The sequence below is a fragment of the Streptomyces coeruleofuscus genome (assembly GCF_039532725.1).
Taxonomy (GTDB): Bacteria; Actinomycetota; Actinomycetes; order Streptomycetales; family Streptomycetaceae; genus Streptomyces; species Streptomyces coeruleofuscus.
Map to the genome: position 1 here is coordinate 251,435 of NZ_BAAASE010000002.1, position 26,287 is coordinate 277,721.

General features: G+C 70.8%; 26 protein-coding genes and 1 pseudogene. 18 read left to right on the top strand and 9 right to left on the bottom strand.

Going from position 1 to position 26,287, the window contains the following annotated elements:
* From grpE to ABFX81_RS08240, 3 genes are all read right to left on the bottom strand, one after another.
* Nucleotides 1–660: a nucleotide exchange factor GrpE gene (grpE, locus tag ABFX81_RS08230; RefSeq protein ID WP_086844017.1), complete on the bottom strand. Its 660-nt coding sequence runs from the start codon at nucleotides 658–660 to the stop codon at nucleotides 1–3.
* Nucleotides 657–2,522 (bottom strand): molecular chaperone DnaK, encoded by a 1,866-nt coding sequence (gene dnaK / locus ABFX81_RS08235; RefSeq protein ID WP_086844015.1) that lies wholly within the window; start codon nucleotides 2,520–2,522, stop codon nucleotides 657–659. Before dnaK ends, grpE begins: the two co-directional genes overlap by 4 nt.
* Nucleotides 2,523–2,615: 93 nt before the next feature.
* Entirely contained in the window at nucleotides 2,616–3,626 is a 1,011-nt protein-coding gene (locus ABFX81_RS08240; RefSeq protein WP_086844012.1) for an MraY family glycosyltransferase, read from the bottom strand.
* A gap of 241 nt (nucleotides 3,627–3,867) precedes the next feature.
* Between ABFX81_RS08240 and ABFX81_RS08245 the strand changes: the two genes are divergently transcribed.
* A complete protein-coding gene (locus tag ABFX81_RS08245) occupies nucleotides 3,868–6,183 on the top strand; it encodes a heterodisulfide reductase-related iron-sulfur binding cluster (RefSeq protein WP_086844010.1) in 2,316 nt (771 codons plus the stop codon).
* 39 nt (nucleotides 6,184–6,222) lie between these two features.
* Here the strand turns inward: ABFX81_RS08245 and ABFX81_RS08250 are convergent, their stop codons facing one another.
* Both ABFX81_RS08250 and ABFX81_RS08255 read right to left on the bottom strand, forming a co-directional pair.
* On the bottom strand, nucleotides 6,223–6,438 hold the full coding sequence (locus tag ABFX81_RS08250; protein WP_086844008.1) for a hypothetical protein: 216 nt from the start codon (nucleotides 6,436–6,438) through the stop codon (nucleotides 6,223–6,225).
* Nucleotides 6,435–6,734, bottom strand: a complete 300-nt coding sequence (locus tag ABFX81_RS08255) for a hypothetical protein (protein ID WP_086844006.1) — start codon at nucleotides 6,732–6,734, stop codon at nucleotides 6,435–6,437. Before ABFX81_RS08255 ends, ABFX81_RS08250 begins: the two co-directional genes overlap by 4 nt.
* A gap of 393 nt (nucleotides 6,735–7,127) precedes the next feature.
* Here ABFX81_RS08255 and ABFX81_RS08260 point away from each other — a divergent pair, with 393 nt between their 5' ends.
* From ABFX81_RS08260 to ABFX81_RS08270, 3 genes and pseudogenes are all read left to right on the top strand, one after another.
* Nucleotides 7,128–7,670: a UTRA domain-containing protein gene (locus ABFX81_RS08260; protein WP_086844002.1), complete on the top strand. Its 543-nt coding sequence runs from the start codon at nucleotides 7,128–7,130 to the stop codon at nucleotides 7,668–7,670.
* The gene (locus tag ABFX81_RS08265) at nucleotides 7,667–8,470 is read left to right on the top strand and encodes a UTRA domain-containing protein (protein WP_086844000.1); all 804 of its coding nucleotides are present in this window, start codon (nucleotides 7,667–7,669) and stop codon (nucleotides 8,468–8,470) included. The genes ABFX81_RS08260 and ABFX81_RS08265 overlap by 4 nt, the downstream gene beginning before the upstream one ends.
* Nucleotides 8,451–8,609 (top strand): annotated as a pseudogene (locus tag ABFX81_RS08270) (flavoprotein); the annotation flags it as partial. The gene ABFX81_RS08265 and the pseudogene ABFX81_RS08270, both read left to right, overlap by 20 nt.
* Nucleotides 8,610–8,634: 25 nt before the next feature.
* On the opposite strand, the gene ABFX81_RS08275 reads toward ABFX81_RS08270, so the two are convergent.
* The gene (locus tag ABFX81_RS08275; protein WP_086843997.1) at nucleotides 8,635–9,699 is read right to left on the bottom strand and encodes a hypothetical protein; all 1,065 of its coding nucleotides are present in this window, start codon (nucleotides 9,697–9,699) and stop codon (nucleotides 8,635–8,637) included.
* A 260-nt stretch (nucleotides 9,700–9,959) separates the two neighbouring features.
* The gene (locus tag ABFX81_RS08280) at nucleotides 9,960–10,355 is read right to left on the bottom strand and encodes a DUF6223 family protein (protein WP_086843995.1); all 396 of its coding nucleotides are present in this window, start codon (nucleotides 10,353–10,355) and stop codon (nucleotides 9,960–9,962) included.
* 231 nt (nucleotides 10,356–10,586) lie between these two features.
* On the opposite strand from ABFX81_RS08280, the gene ABFX81_RS08285 reads away from it, so the two are divergent.
* Genes ABFX81_RS08285 through ABFX81_RS08295 form a run of 3 tightly spaced genes read left to right on the top strand, consistent with a single transcriptional unit; the run spans nucleotide 10,587 to nucleotide 12,851 of the window.
* The gene (locus ABFX81_RS08285) at nucleotides 10,587–11,714 is read left to right on the top strand and encodes a histidine kinase (RefSeq protein WP_086844266.1); all 1,128 of its coding nucleotides are present in this window, start codon (nucleotides 10,587–10,589) and stop codon (nucleotides 11,712–11,714) included.
* Nucleotides 11,711–12,373, top strand: a complete 663-nt coding sequence (locus ABFX81_RS08290) for a response regulator (protein ID WP_086844268.1) — start codon at nucleotides 11,711–11,713, stop codon at nucleotides 12,371–12,373. The genes ABFX81_RS08285 and ABFX81_RS08290 overlap by 4 nt, the downstream gene beginning before the upstream one ends.
* 43 nt (nucleotides 12,374–12,416) lie before the next feature.
* Nucleotides 12,417–12,851, top strand: coding sequence for a VOC family protein (locus tag ABFX81_RS08295; RefSeq protein WP_086844270.1), 435 nt, complete (start codon nucleotides 12,417–12,419; stop codon nucleotides 12,849–12,851).
* Nucleotides 12,852–12,941: 90 nt separating this feature from the next.
* Here ABFX81_RS08295 and ABFX81_RS08300 read toward each other — a convergent pair whose 3' ends face one another.
* Nucleotides 12,942–13,970, bottom strand: coding sequence for a CPBP family glutamic-type intramembrane protease (locus tag ABFX81_RS08300; RefSeq protein ID WP_346137844.1), 1,029 nt, complete (start codon nucleotides 13,968–13,970; stop codon nucleotides 12,942–12,944).
* 327 nt (nucleotides 13,971–14,297) lie between these two features.
* Between ABFX81_RS08300 and ABFX81_RS08305 the strand changes: the two genes are divergently transcribed.
* From ABFX81_RS08305 to ABFX81_RS08315, 3 genes are read left to right on the top strand one after another with little or no spacing between them, the layout of a single operon-like run.
* Entirely contained in the window at nucleotides 14,298–14,936 is a 639-nt protein-coding gene (locus tag ABFX81_RS08305) for an ATP synthase subunit B family protein (RefSeq protein WP_086844272.1), read from the top strand.
* A gap of 3 nt (nucleotides 14,937–14,939) precedes the next feature.
* Nucleotides 14,940–15,356: a phage holin family protein gene (locus ABFX81_RS08310; protein WP_086844274.1), complete on the top strand. Its 417-nt coding sequence runs from the start codon at nucleotides 14,940–14,942 to the stop codon at nucleotides 15,354–15,356.
* Nucleotides 15,332–16,009 carry a DUF3618 domain-containing protein gene (locus ABFX81_RS08315; protein ID WP_086844277.1) on the top strand — a complete coding sequence of 226 codons (678 nt, stop codon included), beginning with the start codon at nucleotides 15,332–15,334 and terminating at the stop codon, nucleotides 16,007–16,009. The genes ABFX81_RS08310 and ABFX81_RS08315 overlap by 25 nt, the downstream gene beginning before the upstream one ends.
* Nucleotides 16,010–16,201: 192 nt before the next feature.
* Here the strand turns inward: ABFX81_RS08315 and ABFX81_RS08320 are convergent, their stop codons facing one another.
* Entirely contained in the window at nucleotides 16,202–17,023 is an 822-nt protein-coding gene (locus tag ABFX81_RS08320) for a DUF2382 domain-containing protein (protein WP_086844279.1), read from the bottom strand.
* Between the two features lie 109 nt (nucleotides 17,024–17,132).
* Between ABFX81_RS08320 and ABFX81_RS08325 the strand changes: the two genes are divergently transcribed.
* The 8 genes from ABFX81_RS08325 to ABFX81_RS08360 all read left to right on the top strand — a co-directional run bounded on the left by ABFX81_RS08325 (nucleotide 17,133) and on the right by ABFX81_RS08360 (nucleotide 26,231).
* On the top strand, nucleotides 17,133–17,369 hold the full coding sequence (locus ABFX81_RS08325; RefSeq protein ID WP_086844281.1) for a dihydrofolate reductase family protein: 237 nt from the start codon (nucleotides 17,133–17,135) through the stop codon (nucleotides 17,367–17,369).
* A 191-nt stretch (nucleotides 17,370–17,560) separates the two neighbouring features.
* On the top strand, nucleotides 17,561–17,731 hold the full coding sequence (locus tag ABFX81_RS08330) for a hypothetical protein (protein ID WP_346137845.1): 171 nt from the start codon (nucleotides 17,561–17,563) through the stop codon (nucleotides 17,729–17,731).
* 70 nt (nucleotides 17,732–17,801) lie between these two features.
* Entirely contained in the window at nucleotides 17,802–19,205 is a 1,404-nt protein-coding gene (locus ABFX81_RS08335; RefSeq protein WP_086844283.1) for an FG-GAP-like repeat-containing protein, read from the top strand.
* 71 nt (nucleotides 19,206–19,276) lie between these two features.
* Nucleotides 19,277–20,704, top strand: coding sequence for an FG-GAP-like repeat-containing protein (locus tag ABFX81_RS08340; RefSeq protein ID WP_086844285.1), 1,428 nt, complete (start codon nucleotides 19,277–19,279; stop codon nucleotides 20,702–20,704).
* Nucleotides 20,705–20,727: 23 nt separating this feature from the next.
* Nucleotides 20,728–22,176: an FG-GAP-like repeat-containing protein gene (locus tag ABFX81_RS08345; protein WP_086844287.1), complete on the top strand. Its 1,449-nt coding sequence runs from the start codon at nucleotides 20,728–20,730 to the stop codon at nucleotides 22,174–22,176.
* Nucleotides 22,177–22,194: 18 nt separating this feature from the next.
* The gene (locus tag ABFX81_RS08350) at nucleotides 22,195–23,547 is read left to right on the top strand and encodes an FG-GAP-like repeat-containing protein (RefSeq protein WP_086844289.1); all 1,353 of its coding nucleotides are present in this window, start codon (nucleotides 22,195–22,197) and stop codon (nucleotides 23,545–23,547) included.
* Between the two features lie 135 nt (nucleotides 23,548–23,682).
* Nucleotides 23,683–25,119, top strand: a complete 1,437-nt coding sequence (locus tag ABFX81_RS08355) for an FG-GAP-like repeat-containing protein (RefSeq protein WP_086844291.1) — start codon at nucleotides 23,683–23,685, stop codon at nucleotides 25,117–25,119.
* Between the two features lie 95 nt (nucleotides 25,120–25,214).
* The gene (locus tag ABFX81_RS08360; RefSeq protein WP_086844293.1) at nucleotides 25,215–26,231 is read left to right on the top strand and encodes a YIP1 family protein; all 1,017 of its coding nucleotides are present in this window, start codon (nucleotides 25,215–25,217) and stop codon (nucleotides 26,229–26,231) included.
* Nucleotides 26,232–26,287 lie beyond the last annotated feature (56 nt).

Here is a 26,287-nt window from a genome sequence, read left to right on the forward strand (position 1 = left end):
TCAGCCCTCTTCCGGGCCACCGCTCTCCTTGTCGTCGGCTTCGGCGGTCTCGTCCGCCTTGACCGTCTGCGCCCCCGGCTGGGGCTCGGCCACCGCCACCCGCGCGGGGCGGATGGTGCGCTCGCCGATCCGGTACCCGGGCTGCAGGATCGCGACGCACGTCGTCTCGGTGACGTCGGGTGCGTAGCTGTGCATCAGGGCTTCGTGGATCGTCGGGTCGAAGGGCTCGCCCTCCTTGCCGAACTGCTGGAGGCCCATCTTGGCCGCCGTGCTCTCCAGCGACTCGGCGACGGACTTGAAGCCGCCGACCAGTTCGCCGTGTTCACGCGCGCGGCCGATGTCGTCGAGCACGGGCAGGAGCTCGGTCAGGAGGTTCGCGATGGCGATCTCCTTGACCGCGATCCGGTCACGCTCGACCCGGCGGCGGTAGTTCTGGAACTCGGCCTGGAGGCGCTGGAGGTCCGCCGTGCGCTCGTTGAGCGCCGTGCGGGCCTGGTCCAGCTGGGCCACCAGAGCCACGTCCTGGCCCGTGTCCCCGGCCGGGGCCGCCCCCTCCTCCGTCGAGGGGGAGTCGGCGGCCTTCGGCTCGGCGTCGTCGGAGGTGGCGCCGGAAGGGACGTCGGGCTGCTGCTCGTCGAAGCCCGGGGTCTCCTCCGTCACGCGGCACCATCCTTCCGGTCCTCGTCCACGATCTCGGCGTCGACCACGTCGTCGTCGGCCTTCGCGTCACCGGCACCGGCGGCACCCGCGCCGGCTCCGTCGGAGTCGCCGCCGGCGGCCTGCGCGGCGTTGGCGTCGGCGTACATGGCCTGGCCGAGCTTCTGCGAGACGGCCGCGACCTTCTCCGTGGCGGTGCGGATCTCGGCCGTGTCCTCGCCCTTGAGCTTCTCCTTCAGCTCACCGACGGCTTCCTCGACCTCGGTCTTGATGTCGCCGGGGACCTTGTCCTCGTTGTCCTTGAGGAACTTCTCCGTCTGGTAGACGAGCTGCTCGCCCTGGTTGCGGGACTCGGCGGCCTCGCGGCGCTTGTGGTCCTCCTCCGCGTACTGCTCGGCCTCCTGGCGCATGCGGTCGACCTCGTCCTTCGGCAGCGAGGAGCCGCCGGTGACGGTCATCTTCTGCTCCTTGCCCGTGCCCAGGTCCTTCGCGGTCACGTGCATGATGCCGTTGGCGTCGATGTCGAAGGAGACCTCGATCTGCGGGACGCCGCGCGGCGCCGGGGGCAGACCGGTCAGCTCGAACATCCCGAGCTTCTTGTTGTACGCCGCGATCTCGCGCTCGCCCTGGTAGACCTGGATCTGCACGGACGGCTGGTTGTCCTCGGCCGTCGTGAAGATCTCGGACCGCTTGGTCGGGATCGTGGTGTTGCGCTCGATGAGCTTGGTCATGATGCCGCCCTTGGTCTCGATGCCGAGGGACAGCGGGGTGACGTCGAGGAGCAGGACGTCCTTGACCTCGCCCTTGAGGACACCGGCCTGGAGGGCGGCGCCGATGGCGACGACCTCGTCCGGGTTGACGCCCTTGTTGGCGTCCTTGCCGCCGGTCAGCTCCTTGACGAGCTCGGCGACGGCGGGCATACGGGTCGAGCCGCCGACGAGGACGACGTGGTCGATCTCGCTGATGGAGATGCCGGCGTCCTTGATGACGTTGTGGAACGGCGTCTTGCAGCGCTCCAGCAGGTCCGCGGTCAGCTGCTGGAACTGGGCGCGGGTGAGCTTCTCGTCGAGGTGCAGGGGGCCCTCGGCGGAAGCGGTGATGTAGGGCAGGTTGATCGAGGTCTCGGTGGACGAGGACAGCTCGATCTTCGCCTTCTCGGCGGCCTCGCGCAGACGCTGGAGGGCCATCTTGTCCTTGCCCAGGTCCACGCCGTGGCCGGACTGGAACTGCTGGACCAGGTAGTCGACGATGCGCTGGTCCCAGTCGTCACCACCGAGGTGGTTGTCACCGTTGGTGGCCTTCACCTCGACGACGCCGTCGCCGATCTCCAGCAGCGAGACGTCGAACGTACCGCCACCGAGGTCGAAGACCAGGATGGTCTGGTCGTCCTTGTCGAGGCCGTACGCCAGCGCGGCCGCGGTGGGCTCGTTGACGATGCGCAGCACGTTCAGACCGGCGATCTCGCCGGCCTCCTTCGTGGCCTGGCGCTCGGAGTCGTTGAAGTACGCCGGGACGGTGATGACCGCGTCGGTCACCTTCTCGCCCAGGTAGGACTCGGCGTCACGCTTCAGCTTCTGGAGCACGAAGGCGCTGATCTGCTGCGGGTTGAAGGGCTTCCCGTCCAGCTCGATCTTCCAGTCGGTGCCCATGTGCCGCTTGACCGAGCGAATGGTCCGGTCCACGTTGGTGACCGCCTGACGCTTGGCCACCTCTCCGACGAGCACCTCACCGTTCTTGGCGAAGGCGACGACGGACGGCGTGGTCCTGGCGCCCTCGGCGTTGGTGATGACGGTGGGCTCGCCGCCCTCCAGAACGCTGACGACGGAGTTAGTCGTGCCCAGGTCGATGCCGACCGCACGTGCCATGGTTGATCCTCCAGCTGACTTGAGTGGAACGGACTCAAGTGTGCACGACGGCTCCCCACCGGTCAACAGAGCTGAGTCGACCTGGCTCAAGTCTTATCCGTTCCTTACACGCAACGACGCTCTCACCTGCGGCGATACGGTGCGTCGATCGGCGTAGACAGGAACACGGGAGAGGGCGAACACGGCCACGACAGCCACTCCGGCCACCCACCACAGGGCGTCGCCACCGACCCGGCCGGCATGCGCGAGTACCCCGACGAGCACACCGGAGACCGCCCCGGCCCCCAGCAGCAGAGTGACTCCGGGCACGGTGAGCCCGAGCCGCCGCAGCCGGTGCGCGAGATGATCCGGCCCGCTCCGGAGAACCGCCCTGGCGCCCAACCGCCGCGACAGCAGCACCAGTACGGCGTCGGCACACACCACGGCGGTCAGCGCGAAGAGCACCCCGGCACTTTCCGCGACGCCGAACCCGGCCCGGACGTGCACGGCGGCCACGGCGATCACGAACCCCGCGGACATGGACCCGCAACTGCCCAGCGCCACGCGCGCGGGGTGCCAGTTGTGCAGCAGGAACCCGGTCAGCGCGGCGGCCAGCACGCTCATCAGCGCCGCGATCCCGTCCATCACGTCCACGGCGGCACAGGCCGCGACCCCGAAGGCGGCGACGACCCCGACCGCCCCCGCGAGCCCGTCGGCGTGGTCGAGCCCCCGGAAGGCGAAGGTCACCCCCACGACCCACAGGACCCCGAGCAGCCCGGTGCCCACCCCCGCCTCCGCGTACGGCACGACACACGCGGCCGCCACGCCCGTACCGGCGACGAGCACCCGCCGCCTCAGCCGCCACACGTCGTCGACGAGCCCGAGCAGGGCGACGACGCCGCCGGCGACGAGCAGCCCGCGGATCCCGCTCCCGGCCGATGCCCAGTCCTTGACGCCCACGACCGCCCCGGCGACCACCACCACGGCCACACCCCCGGACAACGGCACCTCCCGCTGCCGCCGCCGGTCGAGGATGCCGAGGCGCAGGGCGGGGATCCGGAGGAGGGCCGCGAGCAGGGCGGTGAGGAGGAGGGCGGTGGCGGCGGCAGCGATCCCATAGAGCACGGATATAAGTTAGGCGTCATTATGACAATTCGGTACGAATAACACGGCGGGATCGCGATGCGGATCCGGGCGGTTCCTGAGGCAACCCTCAGCGATTCAGATCACTGCCCACCCGGCTACAGTGCGGCGGAAGATAGGGGTAGTCTCAGACGGACTGCATAAGTTACCGCTTAGTAATCTCGGGGAACCCTCGATAACGACAGGTTCCCCCGACAGACCCTCGCAGGCCCGAGGAGCCCCCATGCAACTCGCCGCGATCATCGTGTCGCTGGTCTTGACCGTGGTCGGCGTCGCGCTGCTCGCACGCGCGATCGGCCAGTTCGTCCGGTACTTCAAGCTGGGCCAGCCCGTGCCCGCCGGTACCCGGACCGACAACCCCTACCAGCGCAGCGTGACCCTGGTGAAGGAGTTCCTCGGCCACACGCGCATGAACCGGTGGGGCATCGTCGGCATCGCCCACTGGTTCGTGGCGATCGGCTTCCTGACGCTGCCGCCGACGATCATCACCGCGTACGGCCAGCTGTTCCAGGCCGACTGGACGCTGCCGGTGCTCGGCGGCTTCCTCCCCTACGAGCTCTACATCGAGTTCATCGCGGCCATGACGACGCTCGGCATCGCCACGCTGATGGTGATCCGCCTGCTGAACCTGCCGTCACGGCCGGGCCGCAAGTCCCGCTTCGCCGGCTCGAAGATGGGCCAGGCGTACTTCGTCGAGTACGTCATCCTCACGATCGGCCTGGCCATCTACGTCCTGCGGGGCCTGGAGGGCGCGCTCCACCACGTGGACCACTACGAGGCCGCGTACTTCGCCTCGTACCCGCTGGTCCTGGCCTTCAAGGGCCTGAGCGTGGCGGCGCTTCAGAACCTCGTCTACTTCTTCGCGATGATCAAGCTGGGCACGACCATGATCTGGATGATCACGGTCAGCCTGAACACCAACATGGGTGTCGCCTGGCACCGCTTCCTGGCCTTCCCGAACATCTGGTTCAAGCGCGAGGCGACGGGCGAGACGGCGCTGGGCGCCCTCCAGCCGATGACCTCCGGCGGCAAGCCGATCGACTTCACCGACCCGGGCGACGACGACGTCTTCGGTGTCTCCCAGGTCGAGCAGTTCTCCTGGAAGGGCCTGCTGGACTTCTCCACGTGCACCGAGTGCGGCCGCTGCCAGTCGCAGTGCCCGGCGTGGAACACGGGCAAGCCCCTCTCCCCCAAGCTGCTGATCATGTCGCTGCGCGACCACGCGCACGCCAAGGCGCCGTACCTGCTGGCCGGCGGCGGCAAGACCATGGAGGGCGAGGAGAAGGCGTCCGAGGAGCAGCTGGCCGGTGTGCCCGCCGCTGCCCTGGCGGAGGCCGAGCGCCCCCTGGTCGGCACGCTGGAGGACAACGGCGTCATCGACCCGGACGTCCTGTGGTCCTGCACCACCTGCGGTGCCTGCGTCGAGCAGTGCCCGGTGGACATCGAGCACGTCGACCACATCGTCGACATGCGCCGCTACCAGGTGATGATCGAGTCCGCGTTCCCGTCCGAGGCGGGCACGATGCTCAAGAACCTGGAGAAGAAGGGCAACCCCTGGGGCCTGGCGAAGAAGCAGCGCCTGGAGTGGCTCAAGGAGGTCGACTTCGAGGTCCCGGTCGTCGGCAAGGACATCGAGGACCTGTCCGAGGTCGAGTACCTGTACTGGGTCGGCTGCGCGGGCGCCCTGGAGGACCGCGCGAAGAAGACCACGAAGGCCTTCGCGGAGCTGCTCCACATCGCGGGCGTCAAGTTCGCGATCATGGGCGGCGACGAGAAGTGCACCGGTGACTCCGCCCGGCGTCTCGGCAACGAGCCCCTGTTCCAGGAGCTCGGCATGGAGAACGTCATGGCGCTGAACATGGCGTTCGGCGAGGAGATGGACGACGAGGGCAAGGTGACGCCCGAGTCGGCGAAGCCGAAGTCCTCGAAGAAGATCGTCGCCACCTGCCCGCACTGCCTCAACACGCTGGGCAACGAGTACCCGCAGCTCGGCGGCGACTACGAGGTCATCCACCACACGCAGTTGCTCCAGCACCTGGTGGACGAGGGCAAGCTCATCCCGGTCACCCCGGTCGAGGGCATCATCACCTACCACGACCCTTGCTACCTGGGCCGCCACAACAAGATCTACACGCCCCCGCGCGAGATCATCGCCAGCGTCCCCGGCATCCGCAACGAGGAGATGCACCGCCACAAGGAGCGGGGCTTCTGCTGTGGCGCGGGTGGCGCGCGGATGTGGATGGAGGAGCGGATCGGCAAGCGCATCAACAACGAGCGTGTCGACGAGGCGCTGTCGGTGAACCCCGACATCGTGTCGACGGCGTGCCCGTTCTGCCTCGTGATGCTCACGGACTCCGTCAACGGCAAGAAGAACGACGGCAAGGCCAAGGAGTCCATCCAGGTGGTGGATGTGGCTCAGCTGCTGCTGGACTCGGTGAAGACGCCGGTGTCCGACGAGAGCGAGGGCGACGACGGGGGCGAGCCCCCGGCGGGGACGGCGGACTCCGCGAGTGCGCCGGAGCCGGAGCCGGTCAAGTAGGCGGTTGCTGCGGGTAGTTCTTGACGCCCCCTGTCCGAGTCATCGGGCGGGGGGCGTCGGCGTTCCACGGCTGCCGCTGCCGCTGCCGTACGGGTGGCACGGGCAGCCACAGCGGGGCTGGAGCAGGATGCCGAGGGCGAAGGGGAGGGGCAGGTCGCGGGTCTGCCGGCAGTCGGTGTGCAGCTCCTGGTAGCCGGGGCGGGCGGCGAGGGTGCACTCGGGTGACGCGGGAGTCCGGTCGGTGGCGGGCGTCATGGGGCGAGACGCTCCTCGTCGTACCTCTGCCCTCGGCTTTCCGCGACACGGAGGATGTCCCGCAGGGCCTCGGCCAGCCGCTCGGCGAGGAAGCGGAGTTGTGCCTCGGTGGCGTCGCGGAGCAGGTCGTCGGCGTGGGCGAGGAGCTGGGCACCCATGTCGAGCTGGGTCGCTTCGATGATGTCGGCCAGACGGGATACGCGTCCGCCCCCGTCGTCGGTGATCAGAAAGCACGGCTTGGCTTCTGGGCTGCTCCAGGGCAGGAGCCGCAGCGTGCGACGCGGGTCGGTGTTCATCAGGCGGCCTCGGCAGCGTCGGGGTCGCCCGCTTCACTGCACTGCTGCCACTGCTCGTGGGCGACGAGGTAGGGGCGCACGGTCACCGTCGAGGTGCCGTCGAGGAACGTGTCCGAACGGTAAGGGCTGCGGTGGGCGGGGAGCGGGGGGTACCGCAGAGACGTAGTGCCGGAGCAGGGCTCATGTAACGGGTGCTGGAGGGCCTGGCAGGGCTGACGCGAAAGGCCGGCCCAAGCGACGAGACGGCGAAGCAGCTCGGTCATGGAGAAACCTTATCGCTATTCGCGAAAGGCGGCAAGGTGGAGATCGGGACCGCCATGAACCCTTGGCCACCAAGTCGCTTACCGTGTAAAGCAGCAAGGTGTTTGCCGACGTCGGCCGCGGGAGGACATCGTGAGCGCGAGCAGGTGGATCAGCACTTCGATGCCGTATCTGACGCCGCGCGAGCAGGAACAGGGCGACGCCTGGAGCACGGACGCGGCCGCCAAGGGTCGACGTGGTTCCCAGCGCATCATCCATGCCGGAGAGGCGCCCGCTCCGGCTGAGGTTGCACTGCTGCTCGGGGTTCAGCAAGGAGAACCGGTCGTCGTACGCCGCCGCCTGATCCTCCTCGACGACGAGCCGAACGAACTGACCGACACCTACTACCCCGCCGCCATTGCCCGGGGCACGCCCCTTGCCGGAACGGCCAAGATCCGGGGCGGAGCTGTCACCCTGCTCGCCGAGCTGGGACATGTCGGCGCACTGGTCAGAGAGGACGTCACGGCCGGCCTGCCGGTTGAAGAGGAGCAAGAGGCCCTGCGACTCGCCGAGACGGACCCTGTTCTGCGCCTCACCAGGCTGACCCTGGACCGCGAAGACCGACCGATCCAGGTCGACCGTATGGTGATGCCCGCCCAGCGCCAGCAGTTGCGCTACGAGATCAGAATCGGATGACCGTGCCAAAGGCCGAACCGGAAGCCCACGACCGCCGCTCGCTGCACGAACGGATCGCTGCCGACCTGCGCGACGACATCATGAGCGGCGAACTGCCGTCGGGCGCGAACCTGCCCTCCACCGCGCAGCTCAGAAGCCGCTTCGACGCCTCCAACGCAACGATCCAGAAGGCCCTCCAACTTCTCAAGGACGAGGGTCTGGTGGTCGGACGCGCAGGTGCGGCGGTAACGGTCCGCGAGCACAGGCAGCGGACGATGCGTCCTGCCACGTCCCTCACACCGGCGGCACCCGGCGAGTCATATCCCTGGCTCACCGAGGCGGCCAAGCACGGCACGGACGCCCGTATCAACCTCCTCGACGTGACGGAGACGAACCCGCCCGCGGACATCCGAACGGCTCTCGGCCTCCGGGACGAGGACACGGCGGTACTGCGCAGCCAACTGCTGCTGATCGACGACGAACCGGCCGAACTCGTGAAGTCCTACTACCCGTTGGACATCGCCCGGGATACGCCTCTGACGGACCACCAGCGCATCAAGGGCGGAACGGCCACCTTGCTCCGGCAACTGGGCCAGACACCCCACCACTGCGTGGACCGCGTTTCGGCCCGAGTCCCCACCCAGGAGCAGTTCGAGGCCCTACGCCTCCCCGGCAGCCTGCCGGTCCTGTGCACGCTGAGGGTCGTCTACGCGGCAGACGGACGCCCGATCGAGGCGACATCGATGGTGAAGGCGGGACATCTCTACGAGTTGCAGTACGAGTTCGTGCCGGAGGCCTCGGGTGACCGCGCAGAACGCTGACGACAAGAAACCCTTCCTGTACGTCGTCGTGTGCGCGGCCTGAGTCGCCGGTGATGTCGGCAAGCTGATTACTCACGCACAGGAACGGCAATGGGACGTAGGCGTCATCGCCACTCCTCAAGGCCTCGGCTTCCTGGAGGCCATCGACATTTTGGAGCCGAGGCTTACTCAGGGGGCTCGCTGAGACTCCGCTTTCTTCCGTGAGTACGACCTTCTCGCCCGGACGCACTATGAATCCAGACGTAACCGGCGACGAGCCCGCCGATCACGATCACCTCGAAGACCACATCCACCAAGCGGTCCCCGAGGGAAACCAGCAGCAGTCCGAACAGTCCAGCAGCGAGCACCGCGCCGAAGGATGCCGCCAACTGGTGCCGCGCCGTCCAGCCGTGCCGCATCCAGCGGGCCACGATCACCGCGGCGGCGATGGCGACCAGCACGGCCGCGAGCACCCACCATACGAACGGTATGCCGCCACCGATGAATGCCATCAGGTGGAAGGCGAACCAGACCAGTCCGAAGCCAAACCCCGTCCACCCGGCACGCACCGTCCCAGGCAGCCGCCGCGGTACACGCGGTGTGTCTCGGGCCCGGCAGCGCGACGCGGCACCGATCAGCGATCCCACGATCGCGAGCACCGCGCCGATCTCGACGACGGAAAGGCGGAAATCCGACCGCAGGAGAGAAATCAGCGCGAAGAGCGCCGTACCGAGGGCGAACACCCCACCGAAGACCGGCAGTTTCCGTGGCGACAACCACGGGGACCCGCTCTCCCGGGGGAACAGGATGTGCACCACGCCAATGGGAATGAGCACGCTCCAGACGACGTGGTACCCGCACACGAGCACAGCCCAGAACCAGTTCACCCCGGCGGCGCGGCCGTACATCGTCTCGCCGTCCATACCCTGCGGATTGAAGATCGTCTGGAGGGCGAGGCCTTCCTCGATCAGCGCGTAGGCGACACCGAGCAGAACCATCCCCCACCCGTTGAGCCGCAGGCGCTGCGCGATCTCGCGCACCAGGACGACACCGGCGCCGTAGAAGCACAGGATCGAGACCACCCGCAAGGGCTCCACGAAATAGCTCAGGCGCAACGCCGCGCCCACCACCTCGCCCAGCAGGGGAGCCATGAGAAACAGCGTCACCACCGGGGCCACCCGGTGCCGACGGCCACCCGAGCTGACCTGGTCGGCATCCGTGGCGGTCGGTGGATCGGGTGGCGTCTTCATTCCCACGCTCCTGGTCCTCTGTTTCACCTGCCGGCCGCCATCCCCGTCAATGCGCACCAGCAGCCGTGCCGGACGGCACCCAGGCGGCGGCGCTACGTAGGCGCTGACGAGCCGTCATGGGCTGCGATGACTCCCTCTCGCCCACTTGACGGACGTTCATATCCGCGAGTCTGTCGCTGCCCAGGACGGCCGGTAATCCGCCGATGGTCGACTCCACGGCGACCAAAGTCTGTGGAGTTCTTGCAAGGAAGCGCGGCCGGTCAGCCGGCCAGCCCGTCAGCCGACAGGCCGGTGCGGCGCGAGCGCGCCCGAGCCCGCCCCCCGAGGACCATGCCGAACAGCCCCAGCGCGAGGGCGAAGGCGGATCCGACCACGCCGTTCCCGGTGCCGGGGCCGCCGTCGGCGATGGCCAGCGCCACCCCCGCGAGGATCATGCCGGTCAGCCCAAGCGCCATGGCCACGACGGCAGCGGTTCGCCCGCTGCCGGTGCCGGTGCCGACACGTCCCTTGGCGCGGGCCAGCGCCAGCGCGCCGATGGCCACGCCGGCCAGCGCCACCAGATCGGCCACGATGGACGGACCTCGCCCTTGGACGCCGTACCCCTCGGCGGCGGTCACGAGCTGGATCGACATCGTCAGGGCTTCCGGGGAGTTCATGTCGCTCTCCTCTTTCACGCGGTTTCGGTTCCGGGATTCGGATACGTCCCGATCGTGTCCGCCGGCCCCGCCGCCGGTCGTCCCGCAGGCGCAGACACTTCGCGCTGCCGCCCACGCCGCAGGCTCCTGCCGCGGATGCGGCAGGATCCGCGCGGATACCGCGAGCGCGGTAGCCGGCCGCTCGTCCGCGAGCGGGACTCGCCCGCGGCGGCACCTGGCTAAGGTGCGCGCATGGACAAAGGACGGTTCGGCGTCCCGGCCGCGGTCAGGGACTGGGCGATCGCCCTCGGCGTGGCGGCCCTGCTGCTGGGCACCGGACTGTCCGGGGAGCACGCCGGCGCGGACCCCGGCGTGCCCGGCTACGCGCTGCTGGCGGCCGGCGGTCTCGCGCTGGCCGCGCGTCGCCGCGCTCCACTGGCCGTCCTGGCCGTCACGGGGCTGTGCGCGGTGGGCTACCAGGCGGCCGGTTTCGACGTGCTCGCCGTCTCGTACCTGGTCGCGGTGTACGGCGCGGTACGGGCCGGGCACCGCGCTCTCACGGTGGCGGCGTCCGTGACCATGCTGGTTGTTCTCCCCCTCACCGCGCTGGTCCTCCACGACGGGCCCGCGGGCGAGGCGTTGGCGCGGGCCCGGCACGTCCTCGAGATCGCCTGGCTGATCGCCGCGTTCGCCGCCGGGGAGGCGCTGCGCCAGGCCGAGCGGCGGGCGGACGAGGCCGAACGCACCCGGGAGGAGACCGCGCGGCGCCGCGCCGATGAGGAACGGCTGCGCATCGCCCGGGAGCTGCACGATTCGCTCACCCACCAGATCTCGATCATCAAGGTGCAGGCGGAAGTCGCCGTCCACGTGGCCCGACGGCGGGGTGAGCAGGTGCCCGAGGCCCTGCTGGCCATCCAGGAGGCCGGACGTGAGGCGACCCGGGAACTGCGCGCCACCCTGGAGGCGCTGCGCGACGACGACACCGCCCCGCCCCGCGGGCTCGACCACATCCCGGAGCTGGTGGAACAGGCAAGCAGGGCCGGCCTGGACGCGACGCTGACCATCGAGGGAGAGCGGTCCGACGTGCCCGCCGCGGTGGGCCGGACCGCCTACCGGATCGTCCAGGAGTCGCTGACCAACATCGCCCGGCACGCCTCCGCCGCGACCGCGTCGGTCCGCATCGACTACCGGGCCGACTCAGTCGTCGTCCAGGTCGACGACGACGGCAAGGCCACGCCGGACACGGTGCCGACGCCCGGCCTGGGACTGCTCGGCATGCGTGAACGCGTCACCGCCCTCGGCGGCCTGCTGCGTGCCCAGCCGCGCGACGAGCACGGCTTCACCGTCCAGGCCGAACTCCCCGTGGAGCCCGCCTCATGATCCGTGTCCTGCTCGTCGACGACCAGCCGCTCATTCGCAGCGGATTCCGTGCGCTCCTCGACCTCGAGGACGACATCGAGGTGGTGGCCGAGGCCGCCGACGGCGCGGAGGGTCTGGCGCTCGCCAGGCAGTACCTGCCCGACATCGTGCTGATCGACATCCAGATGCCGGTCGTCGACGGCATCGAGGCCACCCGGCGCATCGCCGCGGACCCGGACCTGGCCCAGGTGCACGTCGTCATCCTCACCAACTACGGCATGGACGAGTACGTCCTCGACGCGCTGCGCGCCGGCGCCGCCGGATTCCTCGTCAAGGACATCGTGCCGGACGACTTCGTGCACGCCGTACGCGTCGCCGCACGCGGTGACGCGCTGCTCGCCCCGTCCATCACCCGCAAGCTGATCAACCGGTACGTCACCCAGCCACTCCCCACCGTCGCCGGCACCGGGCTGGACGAGCTGACCGCCCGCGAGCGCGAGGCCGTAGCGCTGGTCGCGCAGGGCCTGTCCAACGACCAGATCGCCGACCGCATGGTGATCAGCCCGCTCACCGCGAAGACCCACATCAACCGGGCCATGACCAAACTCCACGCCCGCGACCGCGCCCAACTCGTCGTTCTTGCCTACGAGTCCGGATTGGTGACTCCGCGCGGATTCTGAAATCCAAGGGCGGCAAATTCTGTCCGCACGGTACGGTGCACCGATGTCAGCGATCAAGAAGTTCCAAGTCACCTTTGACTGCGCAGAACCTGAGCGCCTTGCTCGTTTCTGGTGCGAGGTGTTGGGGTACGTCGTACCACCGCCACCGGAGGGGTTTGCCACTTGGGATGATTTCAAGCGTTCGCAGCCGCCTGAGCAGCGGGATTCATGGTTCGCCTGCACAGATCCCTCAGGTGTGGGCCCGCGGCTGTACTTCCAGCGCGTCCCCGAAGGGAAGACCGTCAAGAACCGGGTGCATCTTGATGTGCGGGTCGGCACCGGACTCGTGGGTGAAGAACGCCTCGCCGCACTCGAGGCCGAATGCGCACGACTGGTCGCGATCGGCGCAGTACACGTGCGAACGCTGTATGCCGATGAGGAAAACGAGTCGTGCATCCCGATGCTGGACATCGAGGGCAATGAGTTCTGTATCGACTGAGCGAGTCGGCTGTCGGCGTCGATGACGACCTGCTGGTTGGTGGAGTACCGGTAGTTCCTCGGCTGCTCGGACGCCGGACATCCCATCGAGCTACGGCCATGGGGAAGGCGGAACGTCACTGCCGGCGTGGCCGGGCGGGACCTTGAGCGTCGTAGCCCCCTGCGGTTGCAGGTGCGGCGCGGGCCATGGGGCGGGCCCGGACACCGGGGGTGACAGGCGCTGGGGGTGGTGGCGTCGGGCGAGCCACAGCACGAGTGCGGCGTAGATCACTGTCGTTCCCACGTCCACGAGGGCGAGTTGCCAGGGTGCGTCGGCGGCGGTCTCGTCTGACGACAGCCCGTCGACGAAAGCGGCCGCGACGCCGAAGGCCAGCAGGTTGCTCAGGGCGTGCAGCGCGACGGCAGCCTCCAGGCCGCCGGTGCGGATGGTCAGCCAACCGCAGACCCCACCGAAGACCAGCAGGCCGGTGAAGCCCCACGTGGTGCCCCAGCCGTGGGCGGCGGCGAACAGCACGGCCTGCGGGATCACCGCGAACCACGGGGAACGGAAGAAGGCGCCGACCGCCTGCGTCAGCCAGCCCCGGAACACGTACTCCTCGGCCGCGGCCTGCACCGGGACGAAGACGGCCAGCAAGACCAGTGAGACGAGGAACGAACGCCAGCCCACCCATACGTCGGACTCCCCCGAGTCGCCTCCGCCGTCGGGCAGGAGAAACGCGGACACCGCCAGCACGGTCACGGGGAGCACCGCGACGAGCAGGCACCGGACCAGCCAGCGCCACCGCAGCCGTCCGGCGACCGACGACAGGGTGCCGGGCGGTCGCCGCCCCGGCCACCACACGGCCAGCAGAATCACGGGCAGGGCGATCGCGATGAAGGTGAGGTCCAGGGCCGTGTTGACGGCTGTGCCGAAGTCGTAGCCGCCGTCGGGCAGTTCGCGAAGTCCGGCCGCCGCCCCGAAGCCGTAGGAGAGGGCGAACAGCAGGAGGTTGAGTACGGCGTAGGCGCCGAGAGCCAGCAGCGTGCCGAGCACTGGCCGCCACCAGCTGTGACGGCCGGTGCTGTGGCCCATGCGGTGGTAAGGGAGGCCGGTGGGGTGCGGTGGTAACGGGATCGTCATGATCAGTAGCTTCCCAGGCGGGGACCGTCGTCGCCGCAGATTTGCAGCCCCCCGTGGTGTCAGGCCCGTGAACTGGGAGAAGTGGCATGAGCGTTACGACACTGCAAGACAGTGTGGGAGTGCACCACTTCCGCGACGGGCCAGACCCGCCGTTCGAGCAGGCGCGAGCGGCCGCACGGTCCCGCCCGCTGCCGTCCACCGACGCCCATCGCCAGGTATCGCATCAATCTCGATAAATCGCCCTTCAAGGGTGTGAATATTGACGAAACAGTCACTCGCGTACATAGCGGACCACTAGTGAAGTGATCTTGTGAGGAGGAGTGGCTGATGAGCGAGGCAGCGCAGGGCGGCACGACGAGGTTGCGGCAGACCGGGGAGACGGCCAGAGCGGAGGCGTCGGCCACCACCGATCAGGCCAGGCAGGCCGCGGGAGAGGTCGCGGGTACCGCCGTGGACCAGGCCAAGACCGTGGCGGGCGAGGCCCGGCAGCAGGTCGGCGCGGCCGCCCAGGACCTGCGGAGCCGAGCGATGAGCGAGGTCGAGGAGCAGACCAGGCGGGCGGCAGGCTCGCTGCGCCAGTGGGCGGACGACCTGGCCGGGCTGGCGGAGAACGCCCAGAGCGACTCGCCTGCCCGTAGCCTCGCGGCTCAGGCGGCCGACGGTGGGCACCGGGCGGCCGATTATCTGGACAGACAGGGAGTCGACGGCGTCCTCACCGATGTGCAGGACTTCGCCCGCCGACGCCCCGGCGTATTCCTGGGCGGCGCGCTGCTGGCAGGGCTGGCCGTCGGGCGGATGGTGAAGGCGGCGGGGAAGTCCGACGGGTCCTCCGAACGCACACAGCAGCCTGCGGCTCCGGACGAAGGGCAGCCCACGGCGCTGCCGTCCGGTCCTCCCCCGGAGATGCAGCCGTCCGTCGGGATGCCCCCGGGCGGTGCGTCGGCCCGTCCGTACCCGGAGGTGTGAGCGATGGCCTCGATCCAGTCCCGCCGAGTGGAGGCGCGCGGTGGGGACACCTCGGTGGGCGAGCTGCTGTCCGCCGTGACCTCCGACGTCCAGACCCTGTTCCGGCAGGAGGTCGAGCTGGCCAAGACCGAGGTCAAGCAGGAGGCGACCAAGGCGGGCAAGGCGGCCGGCATGTACGGCGGCGCCGGGTTCGCCGGCTACATGGTCCTGCTGTTCCTGTCACTGGCCGCGGTGCTGGGCCTGGCCAACGTGATGGACGGCGGCTGGGCCGCCCTGATCGTCACCGGGGTGTGGGCCGTGGTCGCGGCGGTGCTGTACGCACGGGGCCGTACCCGGATGCGCACCGTGACGCCGAAGCCAGGGCAGACAGTCGAGACGCTGAAGGAGAATGCGCAATGGGCACGTCACCCGACCAGATGAGGGCCGAGATCACCGCCACGCGGGACCGCTTGTCCGCCGACATGGACCGGCTCGCGGACCGGACCAGTCCCCGGCGTATCGCCCGTCGCCGCACGCGCAGGATGCGCGGCACCGTCTCGGGCATGCGGGAACGGGTCATGGGATCCGCCTCCCAGACCGCCCAGGGCGTCAGCGGCAGCGCGCAGTCGATGGCCGGATCGCTGCAGGAGGGCACCCAGCAGGCGGCCGGCACCGCGCGGGAGGCTGCCGGCCAGGCCGGTGAAGCCGTACGGCAGGCTCCGGAACAGGCGATGCGCCAGACCCAGGGCAACCCGCTGGCCGCCGGTCTGATCGCCTTCGGCGCCGGCATGCTGGCGGCCTCGATGCTGCCCGTCTCCCAGATGGAGCAGGAGAGGACCACCGACCTGATACAACGCGGCGGCGAGGCGCTGGAACCCGTGAAGCAGGCCGCCCAGGATTCGGCACAGAACCTGAAGGAGGGGGCCAAGGAGGTCGCCCAGAGTGCGGCGCAGGAGGTGAAGGACACCGCCGCGGAGGCCGCCCGCACCACGCAGGACGAGGCCCGCGGCCAGGCCGGCCAGGTAGCCGAGCAGGCACGCGACTCCGGGCAGCAGGTCGCCGGCGAAACCCGGCGGCAGTCAGGCCCCGGCTGAGGACCGTGCAGGCGCCCCGGGCCCCGGACCACGCGTGATCGGTCCGGGGCCCGAAGGCGCCTCCAGCCCGCGCGACTCAACTGCCCCGCACGGCTGCCAGCAGTTGTCCCTGCTGCCGTCGAAGGGCCCCACTGCGTGCAGTGGGGCCCTTCGACGTTGTGCCGCTCGGTTTCCGACTCGGCTGCCCTTCCGTCACCGATCACTCTGGCCGGTCTCGTCGGCGACGCCGGTCTCGTCGGACACGTCGGTCTCGATCCGCTCCTTGCGGACCTCGCCACGAACGGTTGCCTCGTCGGTGCGCTCCTCGGTTTCCAGGCGGACGCGTTCGACGGGGACGGCTTCCGTCTCCACGACCGGACGCTCCGCGTGGAGGATCACCTCGTGTTCGGCCTCGGTGATGTCGGCGCCGGACATCGCCGCGTCCCGGTTGGCGTCGGTGATCGGTTCGCGTTCGACGCGGACTTCTTCGTGGCGTACGGGGACGGTCTTCTGGACCTCCTCGGTGACGACGTACTTGCGCAGGCGCGCCCGGCCGGTCTCGCGGCGTTCGACACCGACGTGCATCTGCTCCTCGGAGCGCGTCATCGCGTCGTCGCCGGCGGGCTCTCTCCCGGCCGCCATCCCGGTCTGCCCGGCGGTGCCGGTCTGGGCCCAGCCGCCCTGGTCTCGCTGGTTGGCCTGCTGCCAAGCCGTGTCCCAGTCGATGCCGTAGTGCTCGTACAGACGGTGCTCCTCCTCTACGGACAGATGGCCTCCGGCATCGATGTCGACGTTCGGTGCGTTCTTGACCGTGTCCTTGGCGAAGGGCACCTCCAGGTGGTCCTCCACCACGGTCCCGTCGTGGATCGGCACGAACGACTCGCTGGTGCCGAACAAGCCGGTCTGCACGCTCACCCACTCGGGCTCGCCGGTCACATCGTCGAAGAAGACGTGCTTGGCGTCACCGATCTTGTTGCCGTGCGCGTCGTAGACGGGATGATCCAGCACTGTGGAGATCTGGTCGCGAGTGATCATTGGCATTCTCCTTGTTTCTGTAGCCCTCTCACGCGTAACCACTCACTCAAGAGCCAAAGCACGTAATCCGAATAAATCGGAACATTTTGGCTCCTCTGTCCGAGGAGCGGTGCGCGATGAGTATTCGGCGTGCGGCCGGTCTACGGATGCACAAGGGCCGCCCCGGCAGCTCCTGGAACGCGGGCTGATCGACGAGATCGACCTGCACATCGTGCCCGTACTGCTCGGCGACGGGGTCCGGCTGTTCGACAACCCCGGGGGTGCGCCCGTACCGCTGGAGCTGCTCGTCGGGGACGACCGCAAGGCGGCGGTCGATGTGCGGTACCGGCCGGTGCCCGGCGAGTGACATGAGCCCTGCCTCTCAGAGGCCTCGGAAATTAACCGAACTCACGTACAACCCTTACGTCCCCACACAGGTCTCCTGATCGCCGACCACCCGTGAACGCCCGTACAACTCCCGGCGAACACGGACGGTCCCGGCGCCTCATCGACTGTGGATGCCCGCCAGGCATCCCGCATGCCGCAGGAGACCCCCGCATGCATCAGCACCAGCCACTGCACCGGCGGCGCCCCCACGGGCGCCCGCACCCGCGCACCGCCCTCGCGACGGTCGCCGGCCCGGCCACGCCGACGGGCGGGCCGTCCGTGCCCGCGACCGGCACGGCGACACACCGGGACTCCGCCCCGCAGGCCTGCCTCACCACCTGAGCCGCCCCGCTCTCCTCACCCGGGACCGGCCCTTAGGCCCGGCCCGCCGTTTCCCACCCGGAGCCCCACCTTGCGCAAGCGCACCCTCCTCCTGGCCGCCACGCTCACCACCGGCCTGCTCACCACCACCCCGGCCGCCGCCGCGCCCTCGGGCCTCGCCGGGGACTTCAACGGCGACGGGTACCGGGACGTCGCGGCCGGCGCCCCCTGTGCCAACGTCGGCTCGGCCTCCTGCGCCGGCGCGGTCGTCGTGCTGTACGGCTCGGCGTCCGGTGTGTCGGCCGCCCGCAAGGCCGTCATCACCCAGAACTCCGCGGGCGTGCCCGGCACCGCCGAGTCGGGCGACGTGTTCGGCGCCGCCCTGGCCACCGGCGATCTGGACAGGGACGGTTACTCCGACCTCGTCGTCGGCGCCACCGGCGAGAGCATCGGCGACCGGGACGGCATCGGCTCCGGCACGATCCTGTGGGGGAGCACGTCGGGCCTGACCAGCGGCAAGGGTCTGCCGCAGCCGACGTCGCTCTCCGAGTACGGCGGCTTCTCCCGGGGCATCGCGACCGGCGACTTCGACGGTGACGGCGACACGGACGTCACGCTCACCGGCCAGACCCACACGCGCATCTACCGGGGCCCCTTCACCCGCGCCGGCGGTCCGCTGAGCCACTCCGTCGTCGGCGAGCTGGGCACGACGTACGAGGTGATCGCGGGTGACATGACCGGCGACGGCGCGGCCGAGCGCGTCTACCCGTTCAACGTGGACGGCGACACCGGCGGCCAGATCGACTACTTCCGCTGGACCGGCTCGACGTACAAGATGGCCCAGCTGCCGGACGCCGACGGCTACCCCGGTTCGATCGGCGACATCGACGGCGACGGCTACGGCGACCTCGTCCTCGGCGACTACACGGACCCGTACGACCTCAAGCCCGGCGGTCACAAGGGCGGCCAGATCACCGTCTGGTACGGCGGTCCGAACGGCCCCGACCCGGCGCAGCAGCCGACCGTCGTCCACCAGGACACCGCGGGCGTGCCCGGCTCGGGCGAGGCCTACGACGGTTTCGGCACGGCGGTGAGCACCGGCGACATCAACGGCGACGGGTACGCCGACGTCGTGGTCTCCGCCGCGGGCGAGGACGTCGGCTCGGCGAAGGACGCGGGCTCGGTGACCGTGCTGTTCGGCTCCGCCTCCGGCCTGAGGACCAGCAGCGGCGTGAAGTCGTACACCCAGGACACCGCCGGTGTGCCCGGCTCGGCCGAGTCCTGGGACCGCTTCGGTTCCGCGGTCGGCCTGACCGACGTGACGAAGGACGGCAAGGCGGACCTCGTCATCGGCGTCGACGGCGAGAACTCCACGGGCGGCCTGTGGACCCTGCGCGGCTCCGCTTCCGGCCTGACCACGAGCGGGGCCCAGGGGATCACCACCACCGCCGTCTCCCTCAAGGACGGCAGCCTCGGTTCCGTCGTCGCCCAGTGACGCCCCGCCGCCCAGTGACGTCCCGTCGCCCCGTGACGCCCCGTCGACTCCTCTGTGAGGCACGTACACCCATGCGTACCCGTATCACCGCCGCCGTCCTCGCGGCGGCCCTCACCCCGCTCGCCCTCACCCTCTCCGCCCCGGCCGCGCACGCCGCGACCCCCGCCGCCCCCTACGACTTCAACGGCGACGGCCGCACGGACCTCGCGATCGGCGCGCCGGGCGCCACCGTCGCCGGGCAGGCGAAGGCGGGTGCCGTGTCCGTCGTCTACGGCAGCACCAGCGGGCCGAAGAGCTCCACCCGCACGCTCCTGACCCAGAACACGGCCGGAATGCCCGGTGCCGCCGAGGCCGACGACGCCTTCGGCTCCGCGCTCGCCTCCGCCGACCTGAACACCGACGGCTACGCCGACCTGCTGATCGGCACGCCCGGCGAGGACGGCAGCGACAGCAACGACGGCACGGTCACCATCGTCTGGGGCTCCGAGTCCGGACTGTCCGGCGCCCGTTCGCTGTTCAGCTTCTTCAGCACCGACTACGACCGGTACGGCCAGACGCTGGCCGCGGGCGACTTCGACGGCGACGGGGACGTGGACGTCGCGGTCGGCTCCACCGGCCCGGTCACCCTCTCCCTCGTCGAGGGCCCGATCACCAGAACGAGCGCGTCCAACGGCGGTTCGGGCTCGCGCAACGACTGGTGGTCCTCCTCGACGGGTGTCACGCACCTCTCCTCCGGCGACGTCACCGGCGACGGCCGGCCCCGGGTGGTCCTGCACGGCCGTGCCGTGAGCACCGGTGCCGCGACCACCGCCCTCGCCGACCTGAAGATCGGCAACTACGTCGACTGGCTGGAGCGACTGCCCGCCGGGTCCGTCTCCGCCGTGGGCGACATCGACGGCGACGGCCACGACGACATCGCCGTGGGCAACGACCGGGAGCCGTCCGCCGACCCGGAGGGCGCCCTCGGCGGCCAGGTCACCGTCGTCCACGGCGGACCCGACGGCGGCCTCGACACGAACCGCGCCCCACGCGTCCTCACCCAGGACACCGCCGGGGTGCCCGGCGCCTCCGAGAAGGGCGACCGCTTCGGCAGCGGCGTCGCGCTCGGCGACGTCAACGGCGACGGCTTCGCCGACCTGGCGATCGGCGCCGCCGGCGAGAACTCCGCCGCCGGTGCCGTCACCGTGCTGTACGGCTCGGCGTCCGGCCTGACCACCAAGAGCGCGACGTCGTACACCCAGAACACCGCGGGCGTGCCCGGCAGTTCGGAGCAGGGCGACCGCTTCGGCGCCCGCGTGACCCTCACCGACCACACCGGCGATCGCCGCGCCGACCTGTCCGTCTCCGCGCCGGGCGAGAACGCCGGCGACGGCGCCGTCTGGTCCCTGCGCGCCACCGCCACCGGCCCGACGGCCACCGGCTCCGTCAGCTTCGGCCCGGGCACGACCGGCGTCTCCACGGCCGGCACGCCGGGCTACGGCACCGCACTCAACTCCTGATCACCGACAACGGGACTCCACAGATGCGCAAGCGCACCCTCCTCCTGGCCACGGCCCTCACCACCGGCCTGCTCACGGCCCTGCCCGCGACGGCGGCCACCGCCGCGCCCGCCACCGGCCCGAAGGCCGACTTCAACGGCGACGGCTACGGCGACGTCGCGTTCGCCGCCCCGTACGCCAAGGTCGACGGCAAGGGCATGGCCGGCTACGTCGCCGTGGTCTACGGCGGCTCCACCGGCCTCGACCCGGCCAAGCGGACCGTGGTCAGCCAGAACACCGCCGGGGTGCCCGGTGCCGCCGAGGCCGAGGACACCTTCGGCGACGCGCTCGCCGTGGCGGACCTCAACGGCGACGGCTACACCGACCTCGCCGTCGGCTCCTCCGGCGAGGACGTCGGCACCGACACCGACGGCGGCTCCGTCACCGTGCTGTGGGGCTCGGCGAGCGGCCTGAAGAACGGCACCTCGGTCAAGGACCCGGCGGTCTCCGGGCACGACCACTGGGGCCGGCTGCTGACCGCGGGCGACTTCGACGGCGACGGCAAGAAGGACCTGGCCGTCGGCACCGGCTCCTCCCACGCCTACGTGATCCGCGGCGGCTTCACCACGACCGGCACCACCGGCGCCGCGAAGCGCGTCAACACCCCCGAGACGGCGTACAGCGTCGACGCCATGAAGGCGGGCGACACCAACGCCGACGGCAGGTCGGACCTGGTCCTCACCTACCGCGTCCGTCTCGACTCCAGCGAGTCGGGCAGCTGGTCCAAGGGCGTCGCCTACCTCGGCTCCCCCACCGGCCCCGACACCTCGGTCCCCCGCCCCCTGAACGGCGGCACCTCCCTGGCCCTCGGCGACATCGACGGCGACGGCTACGACGAGATCGCCCTCGGCAACGTCTTCACCAAGGACGACGACCACAGCGGCTCCCTCGGCGGCGAGGTCGTCGTCATCCGCGGCTCCGAGGGCGGCCCGGTCAACGGCGACGCCCCCATGGCCGAGCTGACCCAGGCGTCCACCGGTGTCCCCGGCGCGGACGAGGCGAACGACGGCTTCGGCGGCTCGGTCTCCATCGGCGACGCCAACGGCGACGGCTACGGCGACCTCGCCATCGGCGTCGTCTTCGAGGACGTCGGCACCCTCGAGGACGCCGGTTCCACGGTCCTGATGAACGGCTCGGTTTCGGGTGTCTCGCGCACCGGCGGCCGCACCCTCACCCAGGCCACCGCCGGTGTCCCGGGCACCGCCGAGGCCATGGACTACTTCGGCTCGGACGTCCTGCTGGCCGACGTCACCAAGGACGGCCGCGCCGAGTTCACCGTCAGCGCCGGCTTCGAGGACGAGGGCATCGGCTCCGTCACGGCCCTGCGCGGCTCGGCCACCGGCCCAGTCACCGCAGGCGCCCGCTCCTTCGGCCCGGGCAGCCTCGGCCAGACCCGCTCCTACGGCGCCTTCGGCACCGGCCTCACCGGCTGACGAACCAGGGAGACTCCCATGCGCAGATCCACTACGACCGCCCTGGTCGCCGCCCTGCTGGCGACCGGCGTCACCCCCGTGTTCCTCACCGGCCCCGCCTCCGCGGCGGTGGCCAAGCACTACGACGACTTCAACGGCGACGGCCGCCGCGACCTCGCCTACGGCGGCTACGACGACGTGGACCGCGAGGGTGGCACCGTGACGGTCGTGTACGGCACCGCCACCGGCCTCGACACCGCCCACCCGAAGTTCCTCCACCAGGACAGCGCAGGCGTCCCCGGGTCCGGGGAGGAGGACGACCAGTTCGGCGCGTCCCTCGCGAGCGCCGACCTCAACAAGGACGGCTACGCGGACCTCGTCGTCGCCAACCCCTTCGAGCACGTGGGCAGCACCGACTACCGCGGCACGGTCACGGTCCTCTGGGGCTCCAAGTCCGGCCTGTCCGGCGGCACGAACCTCACGCCCACCGGCGGCGCGGGCAGCTACTTCGGCCGCGACCTCGCCACCGGCGACTTCACCGGCGACGGCTCGCCCGACCTGGCCGTGATCGGCGGCGAGGAGGCGTGGCTGTACCGGGGCCCGTTCACCAAGTCGGGCACGACCGGGAAGGTCAGCAAGATCGACAAGGGGTCGGGCGGCTGGTACTCCTCCGCTCTCGGGGCCGGAAAGGTCGACGGGGACGGCAAGACCGACCTGGTGGTCATCGGCACGGAGATCACCGGCAGCGACATCCGCGAGCGCGCCTGGTTCCTGAAGGGCACGTCCACCGGCCTCGCCTCCGGCGCGTCCAGGACCCTCAGCGACCGGCAGCAGGGCCTCTACCCGAGCCCGGTCGTCGGCGACTTCGACAAGAACGGCTACGGCGACATCGCCCTCGGCGTGCCCGACAAGGACAACGGCAAGGGCGCGGTCACCATCTGGCGCGGCACGGCGTCGGGCCCGGGCACGTCGACCACGTTCACCCAGGCCACCTCGGGCGTCTCCGGCAGCCCGGAGGCCGACGACAACTTCGGCTACGCCATCTCGGCCGCCGACGCCAACGGCGACGGCTACGCGGACCTCGCGGTCGGCGTGCCGCACGAGGACGTCGAGGGCTTGGAGGACCAGGGCGGGGTCCACGTGTTCCGCGGCGGCTCCGGCGGCCTCAGCGGTGCCCGCAGCTCCTGGATCGCACAGACGGTGCTCGGCCCGGCCGACTCCCACGCCTCCTTCGGCTACACCCTCCGCCTGCGCGACCTGACCGCCGACGGCAAGGCCGACCTGGCCGTGGGCGCGGCGGGCGGCGCGCTGCTGATGCGGGGCACGGCCACGGTGCCGACGAAGACCGGAGCGGTCGTCCTGCCGGAGCTCGGCGGCTCGCTTCCCGACTGACCTGCCCGGAACCGGCCCGGGGCAGACCGCTCCGGGCCGGGGCCTGTCGAGGCCACCTGCCGGTAGCCGGCCCGGACGCGCGATCCGCCCTGCCCTGCACCTGCCCCGGCTCACTTCACCTCACAAGGACCACGCATGCCTCACCGCACCCCCCACGCCCTCGCGGCCCTGACCACCGCGGCCGTGCTGGGCGCAGCCCTCTTCACCGCCGTACCGGCCGCCGCCGCGGCACCCGCCAAGTACGCCGACGACTTCAACGGCGACGGCTACCGCGACCTCGCCACCGCCGCGCCCTACACCCCCGTCGGCGGCAGGACCGACGCGGGCGCCGTCGTCGTCACCTACGGCTCCGCGAACGGCATCAGCGCCGCCCGCCGCACGATCCTCACCCAGGACACCGCCGGCATCCCCGGCACCGCCGAGCAGGGCGACCGCTTCGGCACGTCCCTCACCTCCGGCGACCTCAACGCCGACGGGTACGCCGACCTCGTGATCGGCAGTGTCGGCGAGGACGTCGGCTCCGACGCCGACGGCGGCTCCGTCACGGTCGTGTGGGGCGGCAAGAGCGGCCTGTCCGGCGGCAAGGGCGTCCCCGACCCGGCCGTGTCGGCCCACGACGAGTACGGCATGTCCCTCACCGTCGGCGACTTCGACGGCGACGGCCGCCCGGACCTCGCCGCCGGCAGCACCGGCAGCGACGTCTGGATCCACCGGAGCTTCACCAAGACCTCCGGCTCGACGTCCCGCTCCGAGCTCGCCACCGGCCTGCGGGGCGGCGCCGGTCTCGCCGGCGCCCAGAGCCTCGCCGCCGGCGACATCAACGGCGACGGCACCGACGACCTGGTCGCCACCGGCAGCCAGGCGTCGGACTACGAGGACGGTGCCATGGTCTTCCTCGGCGCCGCCTCCGGCCTCACCCGCCAGACGTTCCTCAAGAGCGGCGGCTGGGAGCTGGCGACGGTCGGCGACCTGAACGGCGACGGCTACGACGACGTCGTCACGGCGGACTACGGCGGCGACGCCAAGAGCCTCGGCGGCTCGGTCAGCGTGTACCCCGGCGGCACCGACGGCGCCCGCACCAGCCCCCAGACCACGATCGACCAGGACACCCCCGGCGTCCCCGGCGCGGACGAGGAGGACGACTGGTTCGGCAACGACCTCTCGATCGCGGACGTCGACGGCGACGGTTACGCCGACCTGGCCGTCGGCACGATCCACGAGGACGTCGGCACCGCGGACATCGCCGGCGGCGTCACGGTCCTGCGCGGCTCGGCCGCCGGCCTGACCGCCACCGGCGCCCAGTCGTTCACCCAGAACACGGCCGGCGTCCCCGGCACCGCCGAGTCCGCCGACCGCTTCGGCGCGTCCGTACGCCTGTCCGACCTCAACGGCGACGGCAAGGCGGACCTGTCCGTGGGCTCCGACGGCGAGAACCACCCCTCCGGCGCCGTCTACAGCCTGCGCGGCTCGGCCTCGGGCGTGACGACGAAGAACGTGATCAGCTTCGGCCGCGGCTCGCTCGGCATGTCGACGACCGGCTACCTGAGGCTGGGCCAGGACATGCTCGGCTGACGCCGCCCCGAGGGGCCGGGGTGCTGCCCTCGCGGCTGCCCGTACGGCGGAACCCTGACGGCCCACGGACGCCCAAGGCCCCTTCCCCCTAAGGGATGTCACAGCTCGGCCGCAAAGCCGGGCCCGTAAGCCCGGGCCCGGCACACCACCGCGCGGGACCAGGTACGTTCGAAGACGTGGCTGGATTCAGGATCGGACGCGGCCGGAACAACGGCGCTCCTCAGACGCGACCGCAAAACCCTCCGTACGGGCAGCAGACGCCGCAGGGACCGTCGTACGGCTACCCGCCGGCGCCGGGGCCGTACCCGCAGCAGCAGCCGCCGTACGGCAACGGCGGCGGCCCCGCCTGGCCGCAGCCGAACGCCGGGCGGCCCGGCGGCGGCTACGGCGACCAGGGGGAGCCGGAGTACTTCGGCGACGGCGCGTACCCGCCCGGCCCCCAGGGCCCGCCCGACCCGTACGCGGCGAACAACCCGGGTCACACCCAGGCCTTCTCGGTCGGCGAGGACCCCTACAACCAGGGCGACACCTACCGCGCCGGCTCGGCCGCCCCGCCGCCCGGCCCGGTCGGCCCGCGCCTGCACTGGAAGGCCCTGCTGAGGGGCATCGTCCTCGCCCCCCGGCAGACGTTCCTCCAGATGCGGGACTACACGATGTGGGGCCCGGCCCTCATCGTCACGTTCCTCTACGGGCTGCTCGCCGTCTTCGGCTTCGACGGCGCCCGCAAGGACGCGATAAACGCCACACTCTCGAACGCCATCCCCATCGTCCTGACGACGGCGGTCGCGATGGTGATCAGCGCGTTCATCCTGGGCGTGGTCACCCACACCCTGGCCCGCCAGCTCGGCGGCGACGGCGCCTGGCAGCCCACGGTCGGCCTGTCCATGCTGATCATGTCCATCACGGACGCACCCCGCCTGGTCTTCGCGATGTTCGCCGGCGGCGACGCGACGTTCGTCCAGCTGCTGGGCTGGGCCACCTGGATCGCGGGCGGCGCGCTGCTGACCCTCATGGTCAGCCGCTCCCACGACCTGCCCTGGCCGAAGGCGCTGGGCGCGTCGGCGATCCAGCTCATCGCGCTGCTGTCGATCGTGAAGCTGGGCACGGTCTGAGGCAGCGCAGGGCGTGAGAAAGGGGCTCCCCGGAAGGGGAGCCCCTTTTCCTGGTG

Bases quoted from the DNA above. Each gene is read 5' to 3' on its own strand.
- dnaK (WP_086844015.1), bottom strand. From the start codon at position 2,522: ATGGCACGTGCGGTCGGCATCGACCTGGGCACGACTAACTCCGTCGTC.
- ABFX81_RS08245 (WP_086844010.1), top strand. From the start codon at position 3,868: ATGCAACTCGCCGCGATCATCGTGTCGCTGGTCTTGACCGTGGTCGGC.
- ABFX81_RS08250 (WP_086844008.1), bottom strand. From the start codon at position 6,438: ATGACGCCCGCCACCGACCGGACTCCCGCGTCACCCGAGTGCACCCTC.
- ABFX81_RS08255 (WP_086844006.1), bottom strand. From the start codon at position 6,734: ATGAACACCGACCCGCGTCGCACGCTGCGGCTCCTGCCCTGGAGCAGC.
- ABFX81_RS08265 (WP_086844000.1), top strand. From the start codon at position 7,667: ATGACCGTGCCAAAGGCCGAACCGGAAGCCCACGACCGCCGCTCGCTG.
- ABFX81_RS08275 (WP_086843997.1), bottom strand. From the start codon at position 9,699: ATGAAGACGCCACCCGATCCACCGACCGCCACGGATGCCGACCAGGTC.
- ABFX81_RS08280 (WP_086843995.1), bottom strand. From the start codon at position 10,355: ATGAACTCCCCGGAAGCCCTGACGATGTCGATCCAGCTCGTGACCGCC.
- ABFX81_RS08285 (WP_086844266.1), top strand. From the start codon at position 10,587: ATGGACAAAGGACGGTTCGGCGTCCCGGCCGCGGTCAGGGACTGGGCG.
- ABFX81_RS08290 (WP_086844268.1), top strand. From the start codon at position 11,711: ATGATCCGTGTCCTGCTCGTCGACGACCAGCCGCTCATTCGCAGCGGA.
- ABFX81_RS08295 (WP_086844270.1), top strand. From the start codon at position 12,417: ATGTCAGCGATCAAGAAGTTCCAAGTCACCTTTGACTGCGCAGAACCT.
- ABFX81_RS08300 (WP_346137844.1), bottom strand. From the start codon at position 13,970: ATGACGATCCCGTTACCACCGCACCCCACCGGCCTCCCTTACCACCGC.
- ABFX81_RS08305 (WP_086844272.1), top strand. From the start codon at position 14,298: ATGAGCGAGGCAGCGCAGGGCGGCACGACGAGGTTGCGGCAGACCGGG.
- ABFX81_RS08310 (WP_086844274.1), top strand. From the start codon at position 14,940: ATGGCCTCGATCCAGTCCCGCCGAGTGGAGGCGCGCGGTGGGGACACC.
- ABFX81_RS08315 (WP_086844277.1), top strand. From the start codon at position 15,332: ATGGGCACGTCACCCGACCAGATGAGGGCCGAGATCACCGCCACGCGG.
- ABFX81_RS08320 (WP_086844279.1), bottom strand. From the start codon at position 17,023: ATGATCACTCGCGACCAGATCTCCACAGTGCTGGATCATCCCGTCTAC.
- ABFX81_RS08330 (WP_346137845.1), top strand. From the start codon at position 17,561: ATGCATCAGCACCAGCCACTGCACCGGCGGCGCCCCCACGGGCGCCCG.
- ABFX81_RS08340 (WP_086844285.1), top strand. From the start codon at position 19,277: ATGCGTACCCGTATCACCGCCGCCGTCCTCGCGGCGGCCCTCACCCCG.
- ABFX81_RS08345 (WP_086844287.1), top strand. From the start codon at position 20,728: ATGCGCAAGCGCACCCTCCTCCTGGCCACGGCCCTCACCACCGGCCTG.
- ABFX81_RS08350 (WP_086844289.1), top strand. From the start codon at position 22,195: ATGCGCAGATCCACTACGACCGCCCTGGTCGCCGCCCTGCTGGCGACC.
- ABFX81_RS08355 (WP_086844291.1), top strand. From the start codon at position 23,683: ATGCCTCACCGCACCCCCCACGCCCTCGCGGCCCTGACCACCGCGGCC.
- ABFX81_RS08360 (WP_086844293.1), top strand. From the start codon at position 25,215: ATGTCACAGCTCGGCCGCAAAGCCGGGCCCGTAAGCCCGGGCCCGGCA.